General features: G+C 72.9%; 14 protein-coding genes, 1 tRNA gene and 1 pseudogene. 3 read left to right on the top strand and 13 right to left on the bottom strand.

All coding sequences use genetic code 11. The features are described from left to right. Positions 1-97 precede the first annotated feature (97 nt). Positions 98-1,678, top strand: a complete 1,581-nt coding sequence (locus ASF47_RS06095; RefSeq protein ID WP_156697770.1) for a hypothetical protein — start codon at positions 98-100, stop codon at positions 1,676-1,678. Positions 1,679-1,909: 231 nt separating this feature from the next. Here ASF47_RS06095 and ASF47_RS06090 read toward each other — a convergent pair whose 3' ends face one another. Further along, on the bottom strand, positions 1,910-2,383 hold the full coding sequence (locus tag ASF47_RS06090) for a hypothetical protein (RefSeq protein WP_056863132.1): 474 nt from the start codon (positions 2,381-2,383) through the stop codon (positions 1,910-1,912). Between the two features lie 593 nt (positions 2,384-2,976). Further along, positions 2,977-3,066 (bottom strand) — tRNA-Ser (locus tag ASF47_RS06085). Between the two features lie 118 nt (positions 3,067-3,184). On the opposite strand from ASF47_RS06085, the gene ASF47_RS06080 reads away from it, so the two are divergent. After that, entirely contained in the window at positions 3,185-4,138 is a 954-nt protein-coding gene (locus ASF47_RS06080) for an alpha/beta fold hydrolase (protein WP_082500075.1), read from the top strand. Positions 4,139-4,357: 219 nt separating this feature from the next. Next, on the top strand, positions 4,358-4,759 hold the full coding sequence (locus ASF47_RS06075) for a PGPGW domain-containing protein (RefSeq protein WP_056863131.1): 402 nt from the start codon (positions 4,358-4,360) through the stop codon (positions 4,757-4,759). A gap of 138 nt (positions 4,760-4,897) precedes the next feature. Here the strand turns inward: ASF47_RS06075 and ASF47_RS06070 are convergent, their stop codons facing one another. From ASF47_RS06070 to ASF47_RS06020, 11 genes and pseudogenes are all read right to left on the bottom strand, one after another. After that, positions 4,898-5,569, bottom strand: coding sequence for a LutC/YkgG family protein (locus tag ASF47_RS06070; RefSeq protein ID WP_056863130.1), 672 nt, complete (start codon positions 5,567-5,569; stop codon positions 4,898-4,900). A 169-nt stretch (positions 5,570-5,738) separates the two neighbouring features. Beyond that, a pseudogene (locus tag ASF47_RS06065) lies at positions 5,739-7,214 on the bottom strand (lactate utilization protein B); the annotation flags it as partial. After that, entirely contained in the window at positions 7,211-8,023 is an 813-nt protein-coding gene (locus ASF47_RS06060) for a (Fe-S)-binding protein (protein WP_442937558.1), read from the bottom strand. The gene ASF47_RS06060 and the pseudogene ASF47_RS06065, both read right to left, overlap by 4 nt. A gap of 104 nt (positions 8,024-8,127) precedes the next feature. Further along, entirely contained in the window at positions 8,128-9,648 is a 1,521-nt protein-coding gene (locus tag ASF47_RS06055; RefSeq protein ID WP_235558658.1) for a rhamnulokinase, read from the bottom strand. Next, the gene (locus tag ASF47_RS06050) at positions 9,645-11,681 is read right to left on the bottom strand and encodes a bifunctional rhamnulose-1-phosphate aldolase/short-chain dehydrogenase (RefSeq protein ID WP_056863129.1); all 2,037 of its coding nucleotides are present in this window, start codon (positions 11,679-11,681) and stop codon (positions 9,645-9,647) included. Before ASF47_RS06050 ends, ASF47_RS06055 begins: the two co-directional genes overlap by 4 nt. A gap of 75 nt (positions 11,682-11,756) precedes the next feature. Next, on the bottom strand, positions 11,757-12,947 hold the full coding sequence (gene rhaI / locus ASF47_RS06045) for an L-rhamnose isomerase (RefSeq protein ID WP_056863128.1): 1,191 nt from the start codon (positions 12,945-12,947) through the stop codon (positions 11,757-11,759). Positions 12,948-12,950: 3 nt separating this feature from the next. Further along, positions 12,951-13,385, bottom strand: coding sequence for an L-rhamnose mutarotase (locus ASF47_RS22075; RefSeq protein WP_082500073.1), 435 nt, complete (start codon positions 13,383-13,385; stop codon positions 12,951-12,953). A gap of 106 nt (positions 13,386-13,491) precedes the next feature. Beyond that, complete coding sequence (rhaS, locus tag ASF47_RS06035) at positions 13,492-14,523, bottom strand: rhamnose ABC transporter substrate-binding protein (RefSeq protein ID WP_056863127.1); 1,032 nt, start codon at positions 14,521-14,523, stop codon at positions 13,492-13,494. Next, positions 14,520-15,644: an ABC transporter permease gene (locus ASF47_RS06030; protein WP_056863126.1), complete on the bottom strand. Its 1,125-nt coding sequence runs from the start codon at positions 15,642-15,644 to the stop codon at positions 14,520-14,522. Before ASF47_RS06030 ends, rhaS begins: the two co-directional genes overlap by 4 nt. Beyond that, positions 15,641-16,750: an ABC transporter permease gene (locus ASF47_RS06025; protein ID WP_228941226.1), complete on the bottom strand. Its 1,110-nt coding sequence runs from the start codon at positions 16,748-16,750 to the stop codon at positions 15,641-15,643. The genes ASF47_RS06030 and ASF47_RS06025 overlap by 4 nt, the downstream gene beginning before the upstream one ends. Continuing rightward, entirely contained in the window at positions 16,747-18,336 is a 1,590-nt protein-coding gene (locus ASF47_RS06020; RefSeq protein WP_082500072.1) for a sugar ABC transporter ATP-binding protein, read from the bottom strand. The genes ASF47_RS06025 and ASF47_RS06020 overlap by 4 nt, the downstream gene beginning before the upstream one ends. Between the last annotated feature and the right edge of the window lie 134 nt (positions 18,337-18,470).

Below are 18,470 nucleotides of genomic sequence, written 5' to 3'. Positions count from 1 at the left end.
TCGCGCCCACCCCCCGACCCGCCCCGCCCCGCGCGACGCCGTCCCCGCGGCACCGCGCCCTCGACGCCCACGGGCGCTGGCCGTCGTGCTCCTCGGCGTGCTGAGCCTCCTGACGGGTGCCCTGAGCGCGGCCACCGGCACCGCGACGGCGTCGCTGCCTCCCGCGCCGTCCGCGCTGGCGGTGTCACCGACCAGCTACGTCGGTGGCCAGGCCGTCACCTGGACCGGCAGCCTCGGGGTCGCCGGTCCGCGGGCGCTGGTGCTGGAGCACCACATGGGCCGACCGGGCGATGCGTGGGTCACCGAGCCCGGCGTGGTCGGCACGAGCGCCCTCGACGGGAGCTTCTCCTTCGTGCACGAGGCGCCGAGCATGATGAACATCCACTACCGGGTCAGGGGCGGCTCCGCGGTCTCCGCCCCGCTGACGTTCCTCGCCAAGACCCAGGACCTCACCATCCGCGTCGCCGGCACACGCGCCGACGCGGCCAACCCGCCCGGCCGGGTCGAGGCCGGTCGCCCCTTCGCGATCGCCGTCGACACCACGCCCGACGAGCTGCGCGGGTCGACCTCCCGCGGCCTGCCGGTCTTCGAGGGCCGCACCCTCACCCTCCAGCGCCGCGTCGACGCTGACACCTGGGACACCCTGGCCACCACGACGGTGCCCGCCGACGGCGCCACGCGCTTCACCGACCTGGAGGCCGACGCCGGCGTCGTCGTCTTCCGGGTCCGCGCCGAGGACCACCGCACCGGCGGCCACCGGATCGGCTGGACCCAGTCCTTCCCCCTCTACGTGCTCGTCGGCGAGCAGGCCCAACAGGCCTGGGACCGCGACCACCCGACGACGACCTCGCCCCGCCCGTCGTACGTCGGAGCCGCTGCGGCTGCGCCGACCAGGGCCGCCACCGCCGGCCGGGCCCTCCAGGCCGCGCCGGGGGCGACGGCGGGCCAGCGCCTGCGGTGGTTCCCTGCGCTCTTCGACTTCGCCTGGGAGTTCGGCCAGTCGCTGACCAGCCTGCCGGCGCGCGGCACCCGCCTGGCCGGTGGGTGGGTCGACCACTCCGAGGGCGCGGGTCGGGTGAGCAAGGTCAACGGTGGCCTGGCCATCGACAGCAAGCGCCTCGCCACGGCCGGCCCGGGCGACTTCGGCACCACCCGCGCGACCCTGCGCGGCAACGCCATGACCTACGGACGCTGGGAGGCCCGCATGCGCGTGCGCGACGCCGCCGAGCGCACCGGCCACCCCTACGACGTGCTCGCCGAGCTGGTGCCCGCCGCGGTGGGCGACCAGGACTGCGGCGCGGGCACGATCAGGCTGGCGCGGATCTCGCCCCACTCCCGGGTCGTGCGCTTCGGCGCCCAGTCGGCGCAGCACCGCTGGTCGGGCCGGGTCACCGGCCCCGACACCCCGACGCGCTTCGCCTACGCCGTCGCGGTCGAGGTCGGCCGCGACCACGTCACCTGGTTCGTCAACGGTGTCCCGGTCGGCACGGTGACCGGTGAGGAGGTCGTGCCGGGCGTGCCGCTCACCCTGCGCCTCTCGCTGGTCGGCGACGGCGCGCAGGAGATGGACCACACCGGGCTGATCTCCGACTGGCAGCGCGGCTTCCCGATCACCACCGGCGAGGAGACCCTCAGCCGCGACCGCCTGCCGCGCCGGGCCGTCGCCGCACGCTGCTGACGCCCTGCCCGGCGGGCCTGCCGCCCGCGACCAGCCGCAGACGCCGTCGCAGGGTTTGGGCCGACCCCAGGATGGCGGCTACGCCACGCGACCCCAGGGGAAAGGGCGGCTTGTGCCTTCGCTGGATTTTGGGTGGCCCAGTCCGCAGCAAACCCACAGTGGTCATTCTGAACCTGACTCCGGGTTTGCGGGGCTTGCTGCCCTGAAGCAGGTACTCATTCTTGTGGGTTCCTACTCGGTGGCTGCGGCCTGGTAGTCCTTCACTTGGGTTTCGAAGAGTCCGGCTATCACGTCGGCGTCAGATGACAGAAGACCACCGCCAGCCGTAACGACAATGGTGGGGCCGACAAGGGCGTAGTTCTGCAACAGGACAGTGCCCTCGGCATCAATGCGAACCCCGACCGAATCTTCACCGACCCTGGGCGCTGACATGGCGGCGTACACCAGTCGGGTTCCCTGGAACGTCTCGGATTCGCAGGCGTCGAGCGCTGTAGTGAGGGCCTCGAACGCTGCGCGGGCCCGATCAGGGGTCTCGTACTGACGAAGACCCGTGCGCAGGATCTGCCCGGACACGCCGCCACCCTTGGTGAACTCATGAAAGACGAAGGCGTCCTCCTCCGGGGCCTGGTAGTCGCAGAAGGTCTTGTTCCCCGGCTCACTGGGCGGGTCTTGGCTGTAGCCGACAGGGAGATCCTGAATGGTCAAGAGCGCCGCTGTGAGGGCGCTTTCCGACAGTACGTTGTACGCCGGCTCCGGCGAACCGGTCGCAGAAGGTGAGGCACTGACGGACTCTGACGATGCATCTGACTCAGGGGATATCGGGTCATCGATAGCAGGCGCGCCGCCGCAACCTGCGGCGAGAGCCAGGGCCGCGGCGGAAATTACGAGAGCTATGCGATTCATGAAAGGCCGTTCTGTCGAGTTCCAGGGTGGGTGCTGAAACGCATCATGTCCGAGAGGGCTGACACTTTCGAGCACCCCGCATCGCTGCCTCGCCGGATCGGTCGACGACATCAGGTCGAACCTGCAGCGTCGCAGAGAGCCAGTTAAAACGTCGCGACGCGGCTTCTGGCACGAGTGACGGCGTAGGGAACACCACCCGCAGGCTCCGCTTGGGAACTTCGTCCTCGCGGCTCACTACGACAGGACAATCAGCCGACAAGCTCTCGGCAACAAGGTGGGACTGTCGAAGGCGCGTACCGCTTGACTCAGCGGGGCGACCGGAGACGACAAAGCCCCACGCAGATCCAGTCCGCACGGGGCTTCGTCGTTCTCGGGTCACGACTTGCGAAACCCATTGGCGGTGGCGGTGGGATTTGAACCCACGGTGGGTTTAACCCCACACATCATTTCGAGTGATGCACCTTCGGCCGCTCGGACACGCCACCGCGGGAGAATGTACCGGAGGGGGTGGGTCAGGGCGAATCCGGCCGGACGTCGTCCCGGGGCCCGCCGCCACGGCGGTCGGGACGACCCCGGCTCGGGTCCGCGCGGCATGATCGGGCCGTGACCCCGAGCAGCGAGACCGGCCCCCGCCACGACGCCAACACTGGCACCGGCCACGGGCCCGACCACGAGCCCGACCGCCACGACGTCGAAGTCGAGGGCGGCGCCCTCGCCACCTTCCGGTACGGCGCCCCGGGCGCACCCCCCGCGCGCACGGTGCTGGCCGTGCACGGCATCACGGCCAGCTCGCGGGCGTGGTCGGCGGTCGCGCGGTCGCTGCCCGACGACTGGGCCCTCGTGGCCGTCGACCTGCGCGGGCGGGGCGCCTCACGCGACCTGCCCGGCCCGACCGGTCTCGACCGCCACGTCGCCGACCTCCGGGCCGTCGTACGGAGCCTGGACCCGGAGGGCTCGGGCGACCTGGTGCTGCTGGGCCACTCGATGGGCGCCTACGTCGGGCTGCTCCTGGCCGCCGACTCCCCCGACGCCTTCGCGCGCGTGGTGCTGGTCGACGGGGCCGTGCCGCTGCCCGTGCCGGCCGGCGCCGACCCCGACGTCGTGCTCGAGGCCACCCTCGGCCCCGCCCTGGCCCGGTTGAGCCAGACCTTCCCCGACGACGACGCCTACGTCGACGTCTTCCGCGCCCACCCCGCGCTGGCCCCGCACTGGAACGACGACGTCGAGACCTACGCCCGCTACGACGCGCTGACCACCGACGCCGGGGTGCGCTCGCGCGCGGTCGAGGACGCCGTGCGCGCCGACGGGCGCGACCTGCTGGTGCTGGGCGAGCGGCTCGACGCCGCCCTGCGCGGCCTGCGCACGCCGACGACGCTGCTCGTCGCGCCGCTGGGGATGTTCGGGGAGGCGCCCGGGCTGCTGCCGGCCGAGGCGGTCGCGGCCTACGACGCCGAGGTGCCGGCGCTGGAGGTCGAGACCCTCGCGGGGGCCAACCACTACACGATCCTCTTCGACCCGTCCGCCGCGCGGCGGGTGGCCGCCGCGGTCACGGGCTGACCCTGCCCGGGACGGGCCGGTCGGGCTGACCCGGTCGGGGTCGGGGTCGGGGTCGGGCCGGGCCGGGCTGACCCGGTCGGGGTCGGGGTCGGGCCGGGCAGGGCCGGTCGGTCGGGGTCGGGGTCGGGCGCGAGGCGCGGCGTTCCTCAGACGCCGCTCAGGCGGACCGGTGAGACTGGTCGCCCGCCGCCGTACCCCCGGAGCACCCCGGAGCCACCTGTGACCGACCTGACCCTCGCCCCGCGCGCCGACGCCCTCCTCGCCCGCATGGAGGCGTGGTCGGCGCGCAGCCTGGCCCGCTCGCTGGCCGTCAAGGCGGCGGTGACCGTCGCCGGGCCGCTCGTGGTGCTCACCGGGGTCGCCATGCTGGTGCTGCCCGGCCCCGGGCTCGTGGTCATCGCGCTGGGCCTGGCGCTGCTCGCCGTGGAGTACCCCTGGGCGCGCCACGCGCTCGCCCTGCTCGGTCGCGCCCTCGCGCGGGCCAAGCAGGCCACCCTGCCCGCCGGCGCCTCGGGCTCGCGGCGGCTCCTCGGCGTCGCCGCCATCGCCGGTGTGCTCGTCGTCGGCTTCCTCGCCACCACCGCGGTCACCGCGCTGCTCGGCTCGCTGGCGCTGCTCTGAGGCGGGCGCGGGTTTCGCCGGTCGGCTGGTGAAACCCGCACCTGTCGGCCCACGCGTCGGCCGACAGGTGCGGGTCCGGGCCGACCGGTGTGACGGGTGGTGCCGGTGGGGCAGGCCGCTCGGCGGCCGACGGGGGGGTCAGTCCACGAGCAGCACGTGCAGGGTCCGGGGGCCGTGGACGCCCTCGACGCGGTCGAGCTCGATGTCGCTGGTGGCGCTGGGGCCGCTGATCCAGGTGAGCGGGCGGGCGGGGTCGAGGAGCTCCACGGCGTCGGGGACGTCGGCGACGACCTGGTCGGCGCGCACGATGCAGACGTGGAGGTCGGGCACGAGGGTGATCGCGCGGCGGCCTTGGTCGGGGGTGTGGTCGAGCACGATGGTGCCGGTCTCGGCGACGCCGACGCGGGCGGCGGTGACCACGGCCACGCAGGCGTCGAGCTCGGCGGCACTGAGCACGCCGGCCTCCCCAGCGGTGTCCGAGGCGGCGGGCGAGGGGTCGTCGACCACGGCGCGTGGCACGTGTACGTCGAGCCCGGCGGGCACGACCACCCGGCCCTGCGCCGGCAGTGCGGCGGCGATGCGCTCCTCCAGCTCGGCGGCGGCGCAGCGCTCGACCACCGCGCGGTAGTCGGCGACGCGTTCGTCGAAGAGGTCCACCAGCGCGGCGTGGGCACCCTCGTGGGTCGCCGGGGTCGCGCGCGGCGGCACCACCGGCGAGGCGTCTGCGGCCTCGGGCACGACGTCGCCCAGCGCGGCGCGCACCCGGGCGAGGATCTCCTCGCGTGCCGAGGTCGGGGCGCGGTCAGTCATCGGCCAGTCCTGTCTGCGTGGGGCCTGTCTGCGTGGGGCCTGCCTGTGTCGGACCGGACTGTGTCGGACCGGGCTGTGTCGCACCGGTCGGGGCCTGTCCGGCCGAGGGCTGTCCGACGGGTCCAGTCGGGGCGGGTCCGGTGGGGGTGCGTCCGCCGTCGGTGCGCTGCCACCAGGCGCGGAACGACTCGGCGGGCGGGGCGGGCAGGTCGCGGGCGCCGGTCCAGGCGGCGCCGGGCCCGGGGAGGCGGCCGGCGGTGGCACGGCCTCCGGGCAGCGACGTACGCGACAGGCGGGTGAGGACCTTGCCGGTGAGACCGGAGGCCTTCTCGACCAGGCCGAGGCGGCGTGCGTCGGTGAAGGCCCAGGCGGCGGCCTTCATGGCCACGGCCTCGGCCTTGGGCACACGGTCGCCGCGGTGGCCGTCGACGACCTTGGAGCGCAGGTGGACCAGCACCTCGGGGATGTCGATGCGCACCGGGCAGACCTCGAAGCAGGCTCCGCAAAGCGAGGAGGCGTAGGGCAGCGAGTCGGTCTGGGCGCCCGCGGCACCGCCGGGGCCCTCGGGGCCGGTGCCCTTCATCAGCGGGTTGAGGATCGCCCCGATCGGGCCGGGGTAGACCGAGCCGTAGGAGTGACCGCCGGTGCGCTCGTAGACGGGGCAGACGTTGAGGCAGGCCGAGCAGCGGATGCAGCGCAGCGCCTGGCGCCCGACCTCGTCGGCCAGGGCGTTGGTGCGCCCGTTGTCGAGCAGCACGACGTGGACCTCCTGGGGGCCGTCGCCGGGGGTGACGCCGCTCCAGGTGGAGGTGTAGGGGTTCATCCGCTCCCCGGTCGAGGAGCGCGGCAGCAGCCGCAGCAGCGGGTCGAGCTCGGCCCAGGTCGGCACGACCTTCTCGATGCCCACGACCGAGACGAGCACCTCGGGCAGGGTCAGGCACATCCGGCCGTTGCCCTCGGACTCCACCACGACCAGGGTCCCGGTCTCGGCAACGGCGAAGTTGGCGCCGGAGACGCCGACCTTGGCCCGCAGGAACTTCTCGCGCAGGTGCAGCCGCGCCGCACCGGCCAGCTCGGCCGGCACATCGGTGAGGCCCTCGGGCGCGGGGCGGCCGGCCTGGCCCATGTGGTCGCGGAAGATCTCGCGGACCTCGGCGCGGTTGCGGTGGATCGCGGGCACCAGGATGTGGCTGGGCAGGTCGTCCCCGAGCTGCACGATCAGCTCGGCCAGGTCGGTCTCCCAGGCCGCGATCCCCTCGGCGGCCAGGGCGGTGTTGAGGTCGATCTCGGCGGTCGCCATCGACTTGACCTTCACGACCTCCTCGACCCCGTGGCTCCTCGCGACCTGCGCGACGATCGCGCAGGCCTCGGCGGCGTCGCGGGCCCAGTGCACCGTCGCACCGGCCGCGGTCAGGGTCGCCTCGAGCTGCACCAGGTGGGTGTCGAGGGAGCGCAGGGCGCGCTCCTTGACGGCGGCGCCGGCCAGGCGCAGCTCCTCCCAGTCCTCGACCTCGGCGACGACCTTGGCCCGCTTGGCGCGGATCGTGGCCGTGGCGTGGGCCAGGTTGTGGCGCAGCTGGGTGTCGCCGAGCGCCTCGCGCGCGGCGGTCGGGAAGGGCGGCATGCCCACGAACGTGCGGCTCATGCGACGTCTCCGCTCGGGCTGGAGGTCGGCATCGGGGCCTGGACCGGGGTGGCCTCGGCAGGAGCGGCCAGTACGGCGCCCTCCTCGGTGGAGGCCAGCACCTCGGCCAGGTGCATCACCCGCACCCCCGAGCGCTCGCGCGAGAGCAGGCCGCCGACGTGCATCAGGCAGGAGTTGTCGCCGGCCACCATCACCTCCGCGCCGGTCTCGCGCACGTGGCGGGCCTTGTCGGAGCCCATCGCCACCGAGGTGTCGGCGTTCTTGACCGCGAAGGTGCCCCCGAAGCCGCAGCACTCCTCCGCGCCCGGCAGGTCGACCAGGCGGATCCCCCGCACCGCCTCCAGCAGCCGGCGCGGGCGGTCGCCCACGCCCAGCATCCGCAGCGAGTGGCAGGTCGGGTGGTAGGTCACGCGGTGCGGGAAGTAGGCCCCCACGTCGCTCACCCCCAGCACGTCGACCAGGAACTCCGAGAGCTCGTGGACCTTCGGCGAGGTCGCCTCCACCGCCCGCTCCAGCGAGCGGTCGCCGCTGCGCCGTGCCACGATGCCGTGCTGGTGACGCGCCGAGCCCGCGCACGAGCCCGACGGCGTCACGATCGCGTCGTAGCCCGCGAAGGCGTCCACGAACGTCCGCACCACCGGCACCGCCTCGTCCAGGTACCCGGTGTTGACCATCGGCTGCGCACAGCACGTCTGCGCCGCCGGGAAGTCGACGTCGACGCCGAGGCGCCGCAGCAGCCGCACCACCGCCTGCCCCGTCTCGGGGAACATCGCGTCGTTGACGCAGGTCACCATCAGCGCGACGCGCACGGTGTCTCCTTCGGGTCGGTGCTGCGGGGGAGGGAGTGGTGGGTGCGGGGCCGTGCTCCCTCCGCGACCGTACGCCGGTCGGCGGCGGTCGGCACGGGGGCGGGTCAGGAGCCGCGGGGCAGGCGCGCCTCGGCGGCGTCCCAGTCGTGGCCCCCGCGGGGCTCGTGGCGGCGCAGCCCGTGGGTGGCGCGCACGAGTGCGCGCATCGCCGCCAGGTCGGGCAGGTCGGCGCCCAGGGTGCGGGCCTGCACCAGCACGTTGCCGAGGGCGGCCGCCTCGGCCGGCCCGGCGAGCACGGGCAGTCCGCAGGCGTCGGCGGTGAGCTGGCACAGCAGCGCGTTCTGCGACCCGCCGCCCACGACGTGCACGACCTCGAGGCGGCGCCCGGCCAGGTCGGCGGCGGTGCGCAGGTGGCGACGGTAGGCCAGGGCGAGCGAGTCGAGCACGCAACGCACCAGCGCCATCCGGTGCTCGGGCACCGGCTCCCCCGCCCGCGCGGCCAGCGCCACGACCCGGTCGGGCATCGGATCGAGCGCGGTGCTCGGCGCGAGCAGGGCGGGGTCGTTGATGTCGACCACGGTGCGCAGCGCGGGGGCCTCCCCCGCCCCGGCCAGCAGGGTCGGCAGGTCGGTGCCGGCGAGGCCCTGCTCGGTCCAGGACCGCACGCACTCCGAGAGCACCCACAGGCCCATGACGTTCTTCAGGAACCGCACGGTGCCGTCGACGCCGCCCTCGTTGGTGAAGTCGGCGACCCGCGCCGCCTCGCTCAGCACGGGCTTCTCCAGCTCGAGCCCGACCAGCGACCACGTGCCCGAGGAGATGTAGCCGAACTCCTCCTCGCCGGCCGGCACCCCGACCACCGCGGAGGCGGTGTCGTGGGAGCCGACGGCGATGACCGGCACGTCCTGGGCGAGGTCGAGCCCGGCGGCCACGTCGGGGCTGACCCAGCCGATCCGGTCGCCGGCGTCGCGCAGCGGCGGCAGGATCGCCCACGGCACGCCGACACGGCGCGCCAGGTCGGTGGACCACTCGCGGGCGCTCACGTCGTAGAGCTGGGTGGTGGAGGCGTTGGTGCGCTCGGCCCCGACCTCCCCGGTGAGCCAGTAGGCCAGCAGGTCGGGCAGCAGCAGCAGGGTCTCGGCCGACTCCAGCGCCGCGGTGCCGCGGGCGGCGACGAGCTGGTAGATCGTGTTGAAGGGCAGCTGCTGGAGCCCGGTGACGGCGTAGAGCTCCTCGGCGGGCACGGTGCGCAGCACCTCGGCGGCCACGCCGTCGGTGCGGCGGTCGCGGTGGCTGTGCACGTTGCCCAGCAGCGCGCCGTCGCGGTCGAGCAGGCCGTAGTCGACGGCCCAGGAGTCGATCCCGATGCCGTGCAGCGGGCCCGAGCGGGCCACCGCGCGCAGTCCGGCGAGCACCTCGCGGTGGATGCCCACGACGTCCCAGTACAGCGAGCCGCGCACGGGCACCGCGCCGTTGGCGAAGCGGTGCACCTCGCTCAGCGCGAGGTGGCCCGGCGCGACGGTGGCGGCCATGACCCGGCCGCTGGTGGCGCCGAGGTCGACGGCGGCGACCCGCAGCGGCGCGCCGGGGGCGGCCACCGGGGTCGCCGGGGTGCCCGGGCTCACCGCAGGAACGCCGCGGCCACGCCCGCGTCGACCGGCACGTGCAGGCCGGTCGTGTGGGTCATGTCGGGCCCGCAGAGCACGAAGACGGCGTTGGCGATGTTCTCCGGCAGCACCTCGCGCCTGAGGATGGTGCGCTGGGCGTAGAACTTGCCGAGGTCGTTTTCCTCCACGCCGTAGACCGCGGCGCGGTTGGCGCCCCAGCCGCTGGCGAAGATGCCCGAGCCCTGCACGACGCCGTCGGGGTTGACGCCGTTGACCTTGATGCCGTGGGCGCCGAGCTCGGCGGCCAGCAGCCGCACCTGGTGGGCCTGGTCGGCCTTGGTCGCGGAGTAGGCGATGTTGTTGGGGCCGGCGAAGACGGAGTTCTTGGAGGAGATGTAGACGATGTCGCCGCCCATCTCCTGCTCGACCATCACCTTGGCGGTCGCCTTCGAGACCAGGAAGGACCCCTTGGCCATCACGTTGTGCTGCAGGTCCCAGTCGGCGGCGGTGGTGTCCATGAGCGACTTCGACAGCGAGAGCCCGGCGTTGTTGACGACGAGGTCGACACCGCCGAAGGCGAGCACGGCCGCGTCGACCATGGCCTGCACGGCGTCCTCGTCGGAGACGTCGGCGGCCACACCGACGGCGACGTCGGAGCCGCCGATCTCGGCCGCGGCGGCCTGCGCCTTCTCCAGGCTCAGGTCGGCGATGACGACGCAGGCGCCCTCGGCGGCGAGCTTCTTCGCGGTGGCCTTGCCGATGCCGCCTGCGGCGCCGGTGACCAGGGCGACGCGGGTGGCCAGCGGCTTGGGCTTCGGCATCCGCTGGAGCTTGGCCTCCTCCAGTGCCCAGTACTCGATGCGGAACTTCTCCGCCTCATCGATCGGGGCGTAGGTCGACAGGCCCTCGGCACCGCGCATCACGTTGATGGCGTTGACGTAGAACTCCCCGGCCACGCGGGCGGTCTGCTTGTCCTTGCCGAAGCTGAACATGCCGACGCCCGGCACGAGCACGATGAGCGGGTCGGCGCCGCGGATGGCGGGCGACTCCGGGGTGGCGTGACGGTCGTAGTAGGCCTGGTAGTCCTCGCGGTAGGCCACCGCGAGCTCCTTGAGCCGCGCCACGCAGTCCTCGACGGGCGCGTCGGAGGGCAGGTCGAGCACGAGCGGCTTGACCTTGGTGCGCAGGAAGTGGTCGGGGCAGGAGGTGCCCAGCGCGCCGAGGCGGGGGTGCTCGGAGGAGGCGAGGAAGTCGAGGACCTCGCCGGTGTCGGTGAAGTGGCCCACCATGGGCCGGTCCTGCGAGGCGATGCCACGGATGGTGGCGCCGAGGGCGGCGGCCTTGGCGCGGCGCTCGGCCTGCGGCAGCGGGGCGTAGCCGGCCAGCGGCGGGCCGAACGGCTCGGGCCGGCTGTGCTCGGCGATGTAGGCCGCGGCCGTGTCGATGATCCACAGCGAGGCCCGCTCGGCCTCGTCGCTGGTCTCGCCCCACGCGGTGATGCCGTGGCCGCCGAGGATGCAGCCGATGGCCTGGGGGTTCTTCTCCTTGATCTCGGCGATGTCGAGGCCGAGCTGGAAGCCGGGGCGGCGCCACGGCACCCACACCACCTTGTCGCCGAAGATCGTCGAGGTGAGCTCCTGACCGTCGGCCGCGGTGGCGACGGCGATGCCGGAGTCGGGGTGGAGGTGGTCGACGTGGGGGGCGTCGACCAGGCCGTGCATGGCGGTGTCGATCGACGGCGCGGCGCCACCCTTGCCGTGCAGGCAGTAGTCGAAGGCCGCGACCATCTCGTCCTCGCGCTCGAGGCCGGGGTAGACGTCGACCAGCGCGCGCATCCGGTCGAGGCGGAGCACGGCCAGGCCCTGCTCGGTGAGGGTGCCGAGGTCGCCGCCGGAGCCCTTGACCCAGACCAGCTCGACGGGCTGGCCGGTGACGGGGTCGGTCTCGGTGCCCTTGGCGGAGGTGTTGCCGCCGGCGTAGTTGGTGTTCTTGGGGTCGGAGCCCAGGCGGTTGGAGCGGGCGATCAGGTCGGCTGCCGCGGGGTGGGTCATGGTGGTGTCAGTCCTCGGTGGGGTTCGACGTGGGGTTCGACGTGGAGTACGGCGGGAGGGCGGGTCGGGTGCGGCTCAGGTCCAGGACAGCTGGGCGCCGCCGACGCGGGCGGCCTCGATCTGCTGCTGGTGGCCGGAGGCGGCGTAGGCCTTCATCGGGTGCGCGGGCAGGCCGCGCTCCTCGCGCCAGGCGGCGAGGTCGGGGCGCACGTCGGTGCTGTAGGCGTCCATGAAGACCTCGTGGGCGCCGAGCACGTCTCCGGCCTCCTGGGCCGCGGCGAGCGCGGCGCGGTCGACGAACAGCGCGCGGGCCGTCATCTCCTGGACGTTGAGCACCGAGCGGATCTGGCCGGGGATCTTGTCCTCGACGTTGTGGCACTGGTCGAGCATGAAGGCGACGTCGCTGCGGCCGTCGGCGTTGGCGGGGCCGTAGCCGCCGCCGCGGATGACCTCGAAGAGGATCCGGAAGAGCTGGAAGGGGTCGGCCGAGCCGACGATGAGGTCGTCGTCGGCGTAGAAGCGGCTGTTGAAGTCGAAGGATCCGAGCTTGCCCAGCCGCAGCAGCTGCATGACGATGAACTCGATGTTGGTGCCCGGAGCGTGGTGGCCGGTGTCGAGGCAGACCACGGCCCGCTCGCCCAGGGCGCTGACCTGGGCGTAGGAGGTGCCCCAGTCGGGCACGTCGGTGTGGTAGAACGCCGGCTCGAAGAACTTGTACTCCAGCACCAGCCGCTGCTCCTCGCCGATCCGGTCGTAGATCGCGGCGAGCGACTCCGCGAGGCGGTCCTGACGCCCGCGCAGGTCGGCCTGGCCGGGGTAGTTGCTGCCCTCGGCGAGCCAGATCTTGAGGTCGCGGGACCCGGTGGCGTGCATGACGTCGATGCACTCGAAGTGGTGGTCGATCGCCTTCTGGCGGACCTTGGCGTCGGTGTGGGTCAGGGCGCCGAACTTGTAGTCGTCGTCCTGGAAGGTGTTGGAGTTGATCGTGCCCAGGGCCACGCCCTGCTCCTCGGCGTGGGCGCGCAGCGCGGCCCAGTCGTCGGTGAGGTCCCACGGGATGTGCAGGGCCACCGAGGGCGCGAGCCCGGTGAAGCGGTGCACGGTCGCCGCGTCGGAGACCTTCTCCTGGATCGAGCGCGGGGTGCCCGGCGTGCCGAAGACCTTGAAGCGGGTGCCGGAGTTGCCGAAGGCCCAGGACGGGAGCTCGATGGCCTGGCCGTCGAGCTGGTGCGCGATGCCGGCGAAGCGCGGCGTGGTGTCGGTCATGGTTCAGCTGCCTTCGGGAGTGTGCGGCGTGGTGGTGGGGGTGGGGCCCGGGGTGCGGGCGGTGGCGGTGGCGGGCGGCTGGCCCTGGAGCTGGTCCGGGAGCTGGTCCGGGAGCTGGTCCTCGAGGTGGAAGACCTCCTCCAGGACGAGGAAGCCCTCGTCGGGGGCGAGACCCTCGAGGTCGACGAAGAGCTCGCCCATCTCGGCCTGCCAGCGGGCGTTGACCTCGGTGGCGGCCATGCCGGCCTGCGCGGCGGCGAGGTCGGGGGTCTCGAGGTATCCGATCAGCAGTCCGTCCTCGCGCAGGAACAGCGAGTAGTTGTGCCAGCCGGTCTCGTGCAGCGCCCGGCACATCTCGGGCCACACCGCGGCGTGGCGGCGGCGGTACTCGTCGATGCGGTCGGGACGGACCTGGAGCTGGAAGCAGACGCGCTGCACGGGCCCTCCGAGTCGGGTGGTGGTCTGGTGACGGGTGGTGCCGGGGTCCGGCCGGCCCGGGTAGGTGGGCCGGCCGGACGGATCGGTCGTGTCGACCGGGGCCGACTCAGAAGTCGAAGTCGTCGATGTTCGACTCGTCGAAGACGAAGGGCTCGCCGAGGAGCACGACGCCGTCGGCGCCGACGGTGTACTCCCCGAGGTCGCCGGCCTCGAAGGTGTCGCCCTCCGCGCCGTCGATGTCGCCGTCGGCGAGGGCCTTCGCGGCGTAGGCGGCCAGGTAGCCGAGGTCCTCGGGGTTCCACAGCGCGAAGGCGGTGACGGTGCCGTCCTTGACGTACTCGCGCATCTGGTTCGGGGTGCCGAGACCGGTGACGGCGACCTCGCCCTTGTACTCCGAGGTGGAGATGTAGCGGGCGGCGGCCGCGATGCCGACGGTGGTCGGCGAGACGATGCCCTTGAGGTCGGGGTGCGACTGCAGGAGCGCGGCGGTCTTGTCGAAGGAGGTCTGGTCGTCGTCGTCGCCGTAGACGGTGTCGACGAGCTCGATGTCGGGGTGGTTCTCCTCGAGGTCGGCCTCCATGAGGTCGATCCACTCGTTCTGGTTCGTGGCGTTGGCGGCCGCGGAGAGGATGGCGATCTCGCCCTCGTCGCCGATCTGCTCGGCGATGAGGTCGACCTGGGCCTTCGCGATGCCCTCGGCGTCGGCCTGGCTGATGTAGAGGTCGCGGCACTCGGCGTCGGTGTCGGAGTCGAAGGTGACGATCTTGGTGCCGGCGCTGCTGGCCTCGTCGAGGGCGTCGCAGATGGCGGTCGGGTCGTTGGCCGAGATGACCAGCGCGTTGACGCCCTGCTGGGCGGCGGTGTTGATGAAGGGCACCTGCGCGTCGGGCGTCGCGGTGTCGGGCCCGACCTCCTCGAAGGTGCCGCCGAACTCGTCGACGGCCTTCTCGCCGCCGGCGTCGCTGGTGTCGAAGTAGGGGTTGCCCAGGTTCTTGGGCAGGAAGGTGACCGAGGTGGCGTCGCCGCCACCGCCGCCGGAGGACGAGGAGCTGTCGTCGCTGCCGCAAGCGGTCAGGCCCAGACCGGCCACCAGCGCCATCGCGGCGATCGTGGTCGTGCGCCGAAGGTTGTGCGTCATCGTGCGTCCCTTTCGTGGGTGTTCTCGGGCAGTGACCGCTTGCCGGTAGCTGCCGACCGCCTGCGGAGCAGGCCGGTGTTCCTCCCTGAGGTCAGAGCCGAGACCCAGGAGAGAAGGCTGGAGGAGATGACCGAGAGCACCAGGAGCACTCCGATCACGATGTTGATCACGTTGACCGTGTAGCCCTCGAGGCGCATCGCGGAGTTGATGACGCCGATGAGGAGCACGCCGGCCAGCACGCCGTGCAGCGCGCCCTTGCCGCCGAAGATCGACACGCCGCCGAGGAGCACGGCCGCGATGACCTGCAGCTCCATGCCGGTGGCGTTGTCGCCGCGGGCGCTGCCGTAGTAGAGCGTGAAGTAGATGCCGGCGAAGGCGGAGATGGCGCCCGCCAGCACGAAGGTGACGAACTTCGTGCGGGCCACGTCGACCCCGGTGAAGTGCGCCGCCTCGTCGTTGAGCCCGATCTCGAAGACGCCGCGCCCGAAGGGGGTGAAGTGCAGCACCAGCACGAAGAGCACGGCCAGCACGGCGATGGGCACGAGCACGAGCGGGTACGACGCCCCCTCGCTGATGCGCTCGCGGGCCAGGTCGGTCCACCTCTCCGGGAAGTCGGTCTTGGCCTCGGTGCCGAGCAGGCCCACCGCGATGCCGCGGTAGAGCGCCAGCGTGCCGATGGTGACGGCCAGCGACGGCAGGCCGACGTAGGCGACCAGGAAGCCGTTGAAGGCACCGCACACCACGCCGACCGCGATCGCGATCGCCCCGGCGACCGGGAGGGAGAGCCCGGCGTCGACGTGCAGGATGCCGACGAGCACCGAGCTGAGCCCCACCACGCTGGCCACCGAGAGGTCGATCTCGCCGGTGATGACCACCATCGTCATCGGCAGCGCGATGAGCAGGATCGGGGCGGTCTCGAGGAAGAGGTAGTACAGCGTCAGCGGGCCGTCGAAGAACTCGATGCTGCCGCGGGCGTAGAGGAAGACCGCGACGAGCAGGAAGATCACCGCGAACTCGCGGGTCAGCAGGGCGCGCATCCACAGCGGTCGGGAGTAGGCGCGGTAGGTGCGGGTCTCCCGCTCGCTCAGCGCCGGACCGCCCGGGGTCGTCGTCGTGCTCATGCCGTCACCTGCGTCCGGTCGCTGGGGTCGTGGGGGCCGGGGCTCGATCCCGGGCCTGGTCCGGGGCCGCCCGGCGGCGCCTCGTCGCGCGCGGCGACCAGGCGTCGCTCCTGGCGGAGCAGGAGCACGCGGTCGAGCACGATCGCCAGCAGGATCAGGGCGCCGACCACGGCGCGCTGCCAGAAGTCGGAGATGCCGAGCACGGGCAGGGCGCGGTTGATGGTCACGAGCAGGAAGGCGCCGATGGCGGCGCCCCAGACCGTGCCGCTGCCACCGAAGATGGCGACCCCTCCGATCACGGCCGCGCCGACCGCCTGGAGCTCGATGTCGCGCCCCGCCCCGGAGCTGATGGAGCCGTAGCGGGCGGCGTAGAAGACCCCGGCGAGGCCGGCGAGGGCGCCGCACAGCACGAACGCCGCCAGCACGCGCCGGTTGACCTTGAGGCCGTAGAGCGTCGCGGCGTCAGGGTCGGAGCCGATGGCGTAGAGCTCGCGGCCGCCGCGGGCGGTGTGGAGGTAGTAGCCCACCACGACCAGGGCGACCGCGGCGATGAGGATGAGCACGGGGATCGACAGCACCTGACGGGTGCCGAGGGCGAGGAAGCCCGAGGGGAGGTCGGAGGCGTTGATGCGGTCGCTGCCGGCCCAGGTCAGGAAGATGCCGCGGTAGATGTAGAGCGTGCCGAGCGTGATCACCAGGGCGGGCACCTTGCCGAAGGCGACCAGCACGCCGTTGACTAGGCCCAGGGCGGCCCCGAAGGCCAGCCCGATCACGAAGACCAGGACCACCGGGATGCCGGGGTAGGCGAGGAAGACCTTGCCCACGAGGTAGGCGGTGAGCCCCAGGGTCGACCCGACCGAGAGATCGACGTTGCGGGTGACGATGACCGCCGTCTGGCCGACGGCCAGGACCAGCAGGATCGAGGGCGTCAGCAGCAGGTCGCGCCAGCCCCCGCTGCTGAAGAGGAACGAGCTGCTCGACGCGGTGGTCAGCGCGACGAGCAGGAGCAGGACGGTCAGCACCGCCATCTCCCGCGAGCGCAGCAGGGTGCCGAGCAGGCGCCGGGCGGGCGGGACCGAGCTGGGCTCGACCAGGGTGGCGCTCACGCGGAGACCTCCTTGAGGTGGGTGTCGGGTCCGCTCGCGCCGGCGGCGTCGGGGTCGGTGGAGGCACCGCCGGCGAGGTGGCCCTCGCGGTGGGTGGCGGCGTGCATGACGGTCTCGGGCGTCGCGGCGTCACGGTCGAGGTCGGCGGTGAGCCGGCCCTCGCAGACGACGAGCACCCGGTCGGCCATGCCGAGCACCTCGGGCAGCTCGGAGGAGATCATGAGGATGGCCAGGCCCTGACCGGCCAGGTCGGAGAGCAGCCGGTGGACCTCGGCCTTGGTGCCGACGTCGATGCCGCGGGTCGGCTCGTCGATGATGAGCAGCGTGGGCTCGGTGGCCAGCCACTTGGCGATGACGACCTTCTGCTGGTTGCCCCCGCTCATGGTGGAGGCCTTCATGTCGAGCGCGCTGGTCTTCACCTCGAGGCGACCGGCCCACGGGCCCGCCGCCCTGTTCTCGTCGCGGGCGGTGAGCAGGCCGGCGTGGGACAGGCCGCGGCGGATGACGCCGGCGACGTTGCGCGCCACCGAGGCGTCGGTGACCAGGCCCTGCTTGCGGCGGTCCTCGGGGATGAAGGCCATGCCGGCGCGGATCGCCGCGCGAGGCTTGCGCGGCGGGACCGGCGCGCCGTGGAGGCTGACGCTGCCGGCGGAGTAGGCGTCGACACCGAAGACGGCGCGGGCGATCTCGCTGCGCCCGGCGCCCACCAGGCCCGCGAGCCCGACGATCTCGCCGGCGCGCACCTGGAAGGTGACGTCGTGGAAGACCCCGGGCGTCGTCAGCCCCTGCACGTCGAGCACCACGTCGCCGATCGGCGCGGGCGTCTTGGGGAAGAGGTCGGTGACCTCGCGGCCGACCATGAGGGCGACCACCTGGTCGACGGTGGTCTCGGCGATGGCGCGCGTGCCGACGTACTCACCGTCGCGCATGACGGTGACGGTGTCGCAGAGGTCGAAGACCTCCTCGAAGCGGTGGGAGATGAAGACCAGGGCCCGACCCTCGTCGCGCAGGCTGCGGGCCACCGCGAAGAGGCGGTCGACCTCGACGCCGCTGAGCGCGGCGGTCGGCTCGTCCATGATCAGCACGTGGGCGTCGAGGGAGATGGCCTTGGCGATCTCGATGATCTGCTGGTCGGCGATCGACAGCCCGCGGGCCAGGCGGCGCGGGTCGAGGCCGACGCCGAGGCGGGCGAAGATGGCCTCGGCCTCGGCGTGCATGCGCGCCCGGTCGATGCGGCGACCGCGACCGAGGGGCTGGCGGCCCATGAATATGTTCTCGGTGACCGAGAGGTCGGGGAAGAGCGTCGGCTCCTGGTAGATCACCGCGACGCCGGCCGACTTGGACTCGGCGGTGGAGCCGAAGTCGACGGCCTCGCCGCGCAGCTCGAAGACGCCGGAGTCGCGGCGGTGCACACCGGCGACGATCTTGACCAGCGTCGACTTGCCGGCGCCGTTCTCCCCCACGAGGGCGTGGATCGAGCCCGGGCTCACGGCCAGGCTCCCCGAGCGCAACGCCGCCACGGCCCCGAAGGACTTGGCCACGTCGCGCAGCACCAGGGTGGCATCGGCGGGTGCCGCTGCGGCCATGGTTTCCTCACTTCCGTCGTCCGGACCATCTGTTTTGAAAGGTTTCAATCCGGTGTCCAGACCGTAGGTGACTGCTGTCACAGCCGTCAAGCGCTCTACCGCAATTCGGGGGAAAAGACCGGTCAGCGGACACG

Source organism: Nocardioides sp. Leaf285 (assembly GCF_001422955.1).
In the GTDB taxonomy this organism is placed as follows: Bacteria; Actinomycetota; Actinomycetes; order Propionibacteriales; family Nocardioidaceae; genus Nocardioides; species Nocardioides kribbensis.
This window is presented reverse-complemented; position numbering and strand designations above follow the sequence as displayed.

Coding starts and splice junctions, on each gene's coding strand:
- ASF47_RS06050 (WP_056863129.1), bottom strand. CDS start 11,681: ATGACCCACCCCGCGGCAGCCGACCTGATCGCCCGCTCCAACCGCCTG.
- ASF47_RS06030 (WP_056863126.1), bottom strand. CDS start 15,644: ATGAGCACGACGACGACCCCGGGCGGTCCGGCGCTGAGCGAGCGGGAG.
- rhaI (WP_056863128.1), bottom strand. CDS start 12,947: ATGACCGACACCACGCCGCGCTTCGCCGGCATCGCGCACCAGCTCGAC.
- ASF47_RS06070 (WP_056863130.1), bottom strand. CDS start 5,569: ATGACTGACCGCGCCCCGACCTCGGCACGCGAGGAGATCCTCGCCCGG.
- rhaS (WP_056863127.1), bottom strand. CDS start 14,523: ATGACGCACAACCTTCGGCGCACGACCACGATCGCCGCGATGGCGCTG.
- ASF47_RS06020 (WP_082500072.1), bottom strand. CDS start 18,336: ATGGCCGCAGCGGCACCCGCCGATGCCACCCTGGTGCTGCGCGACGTG.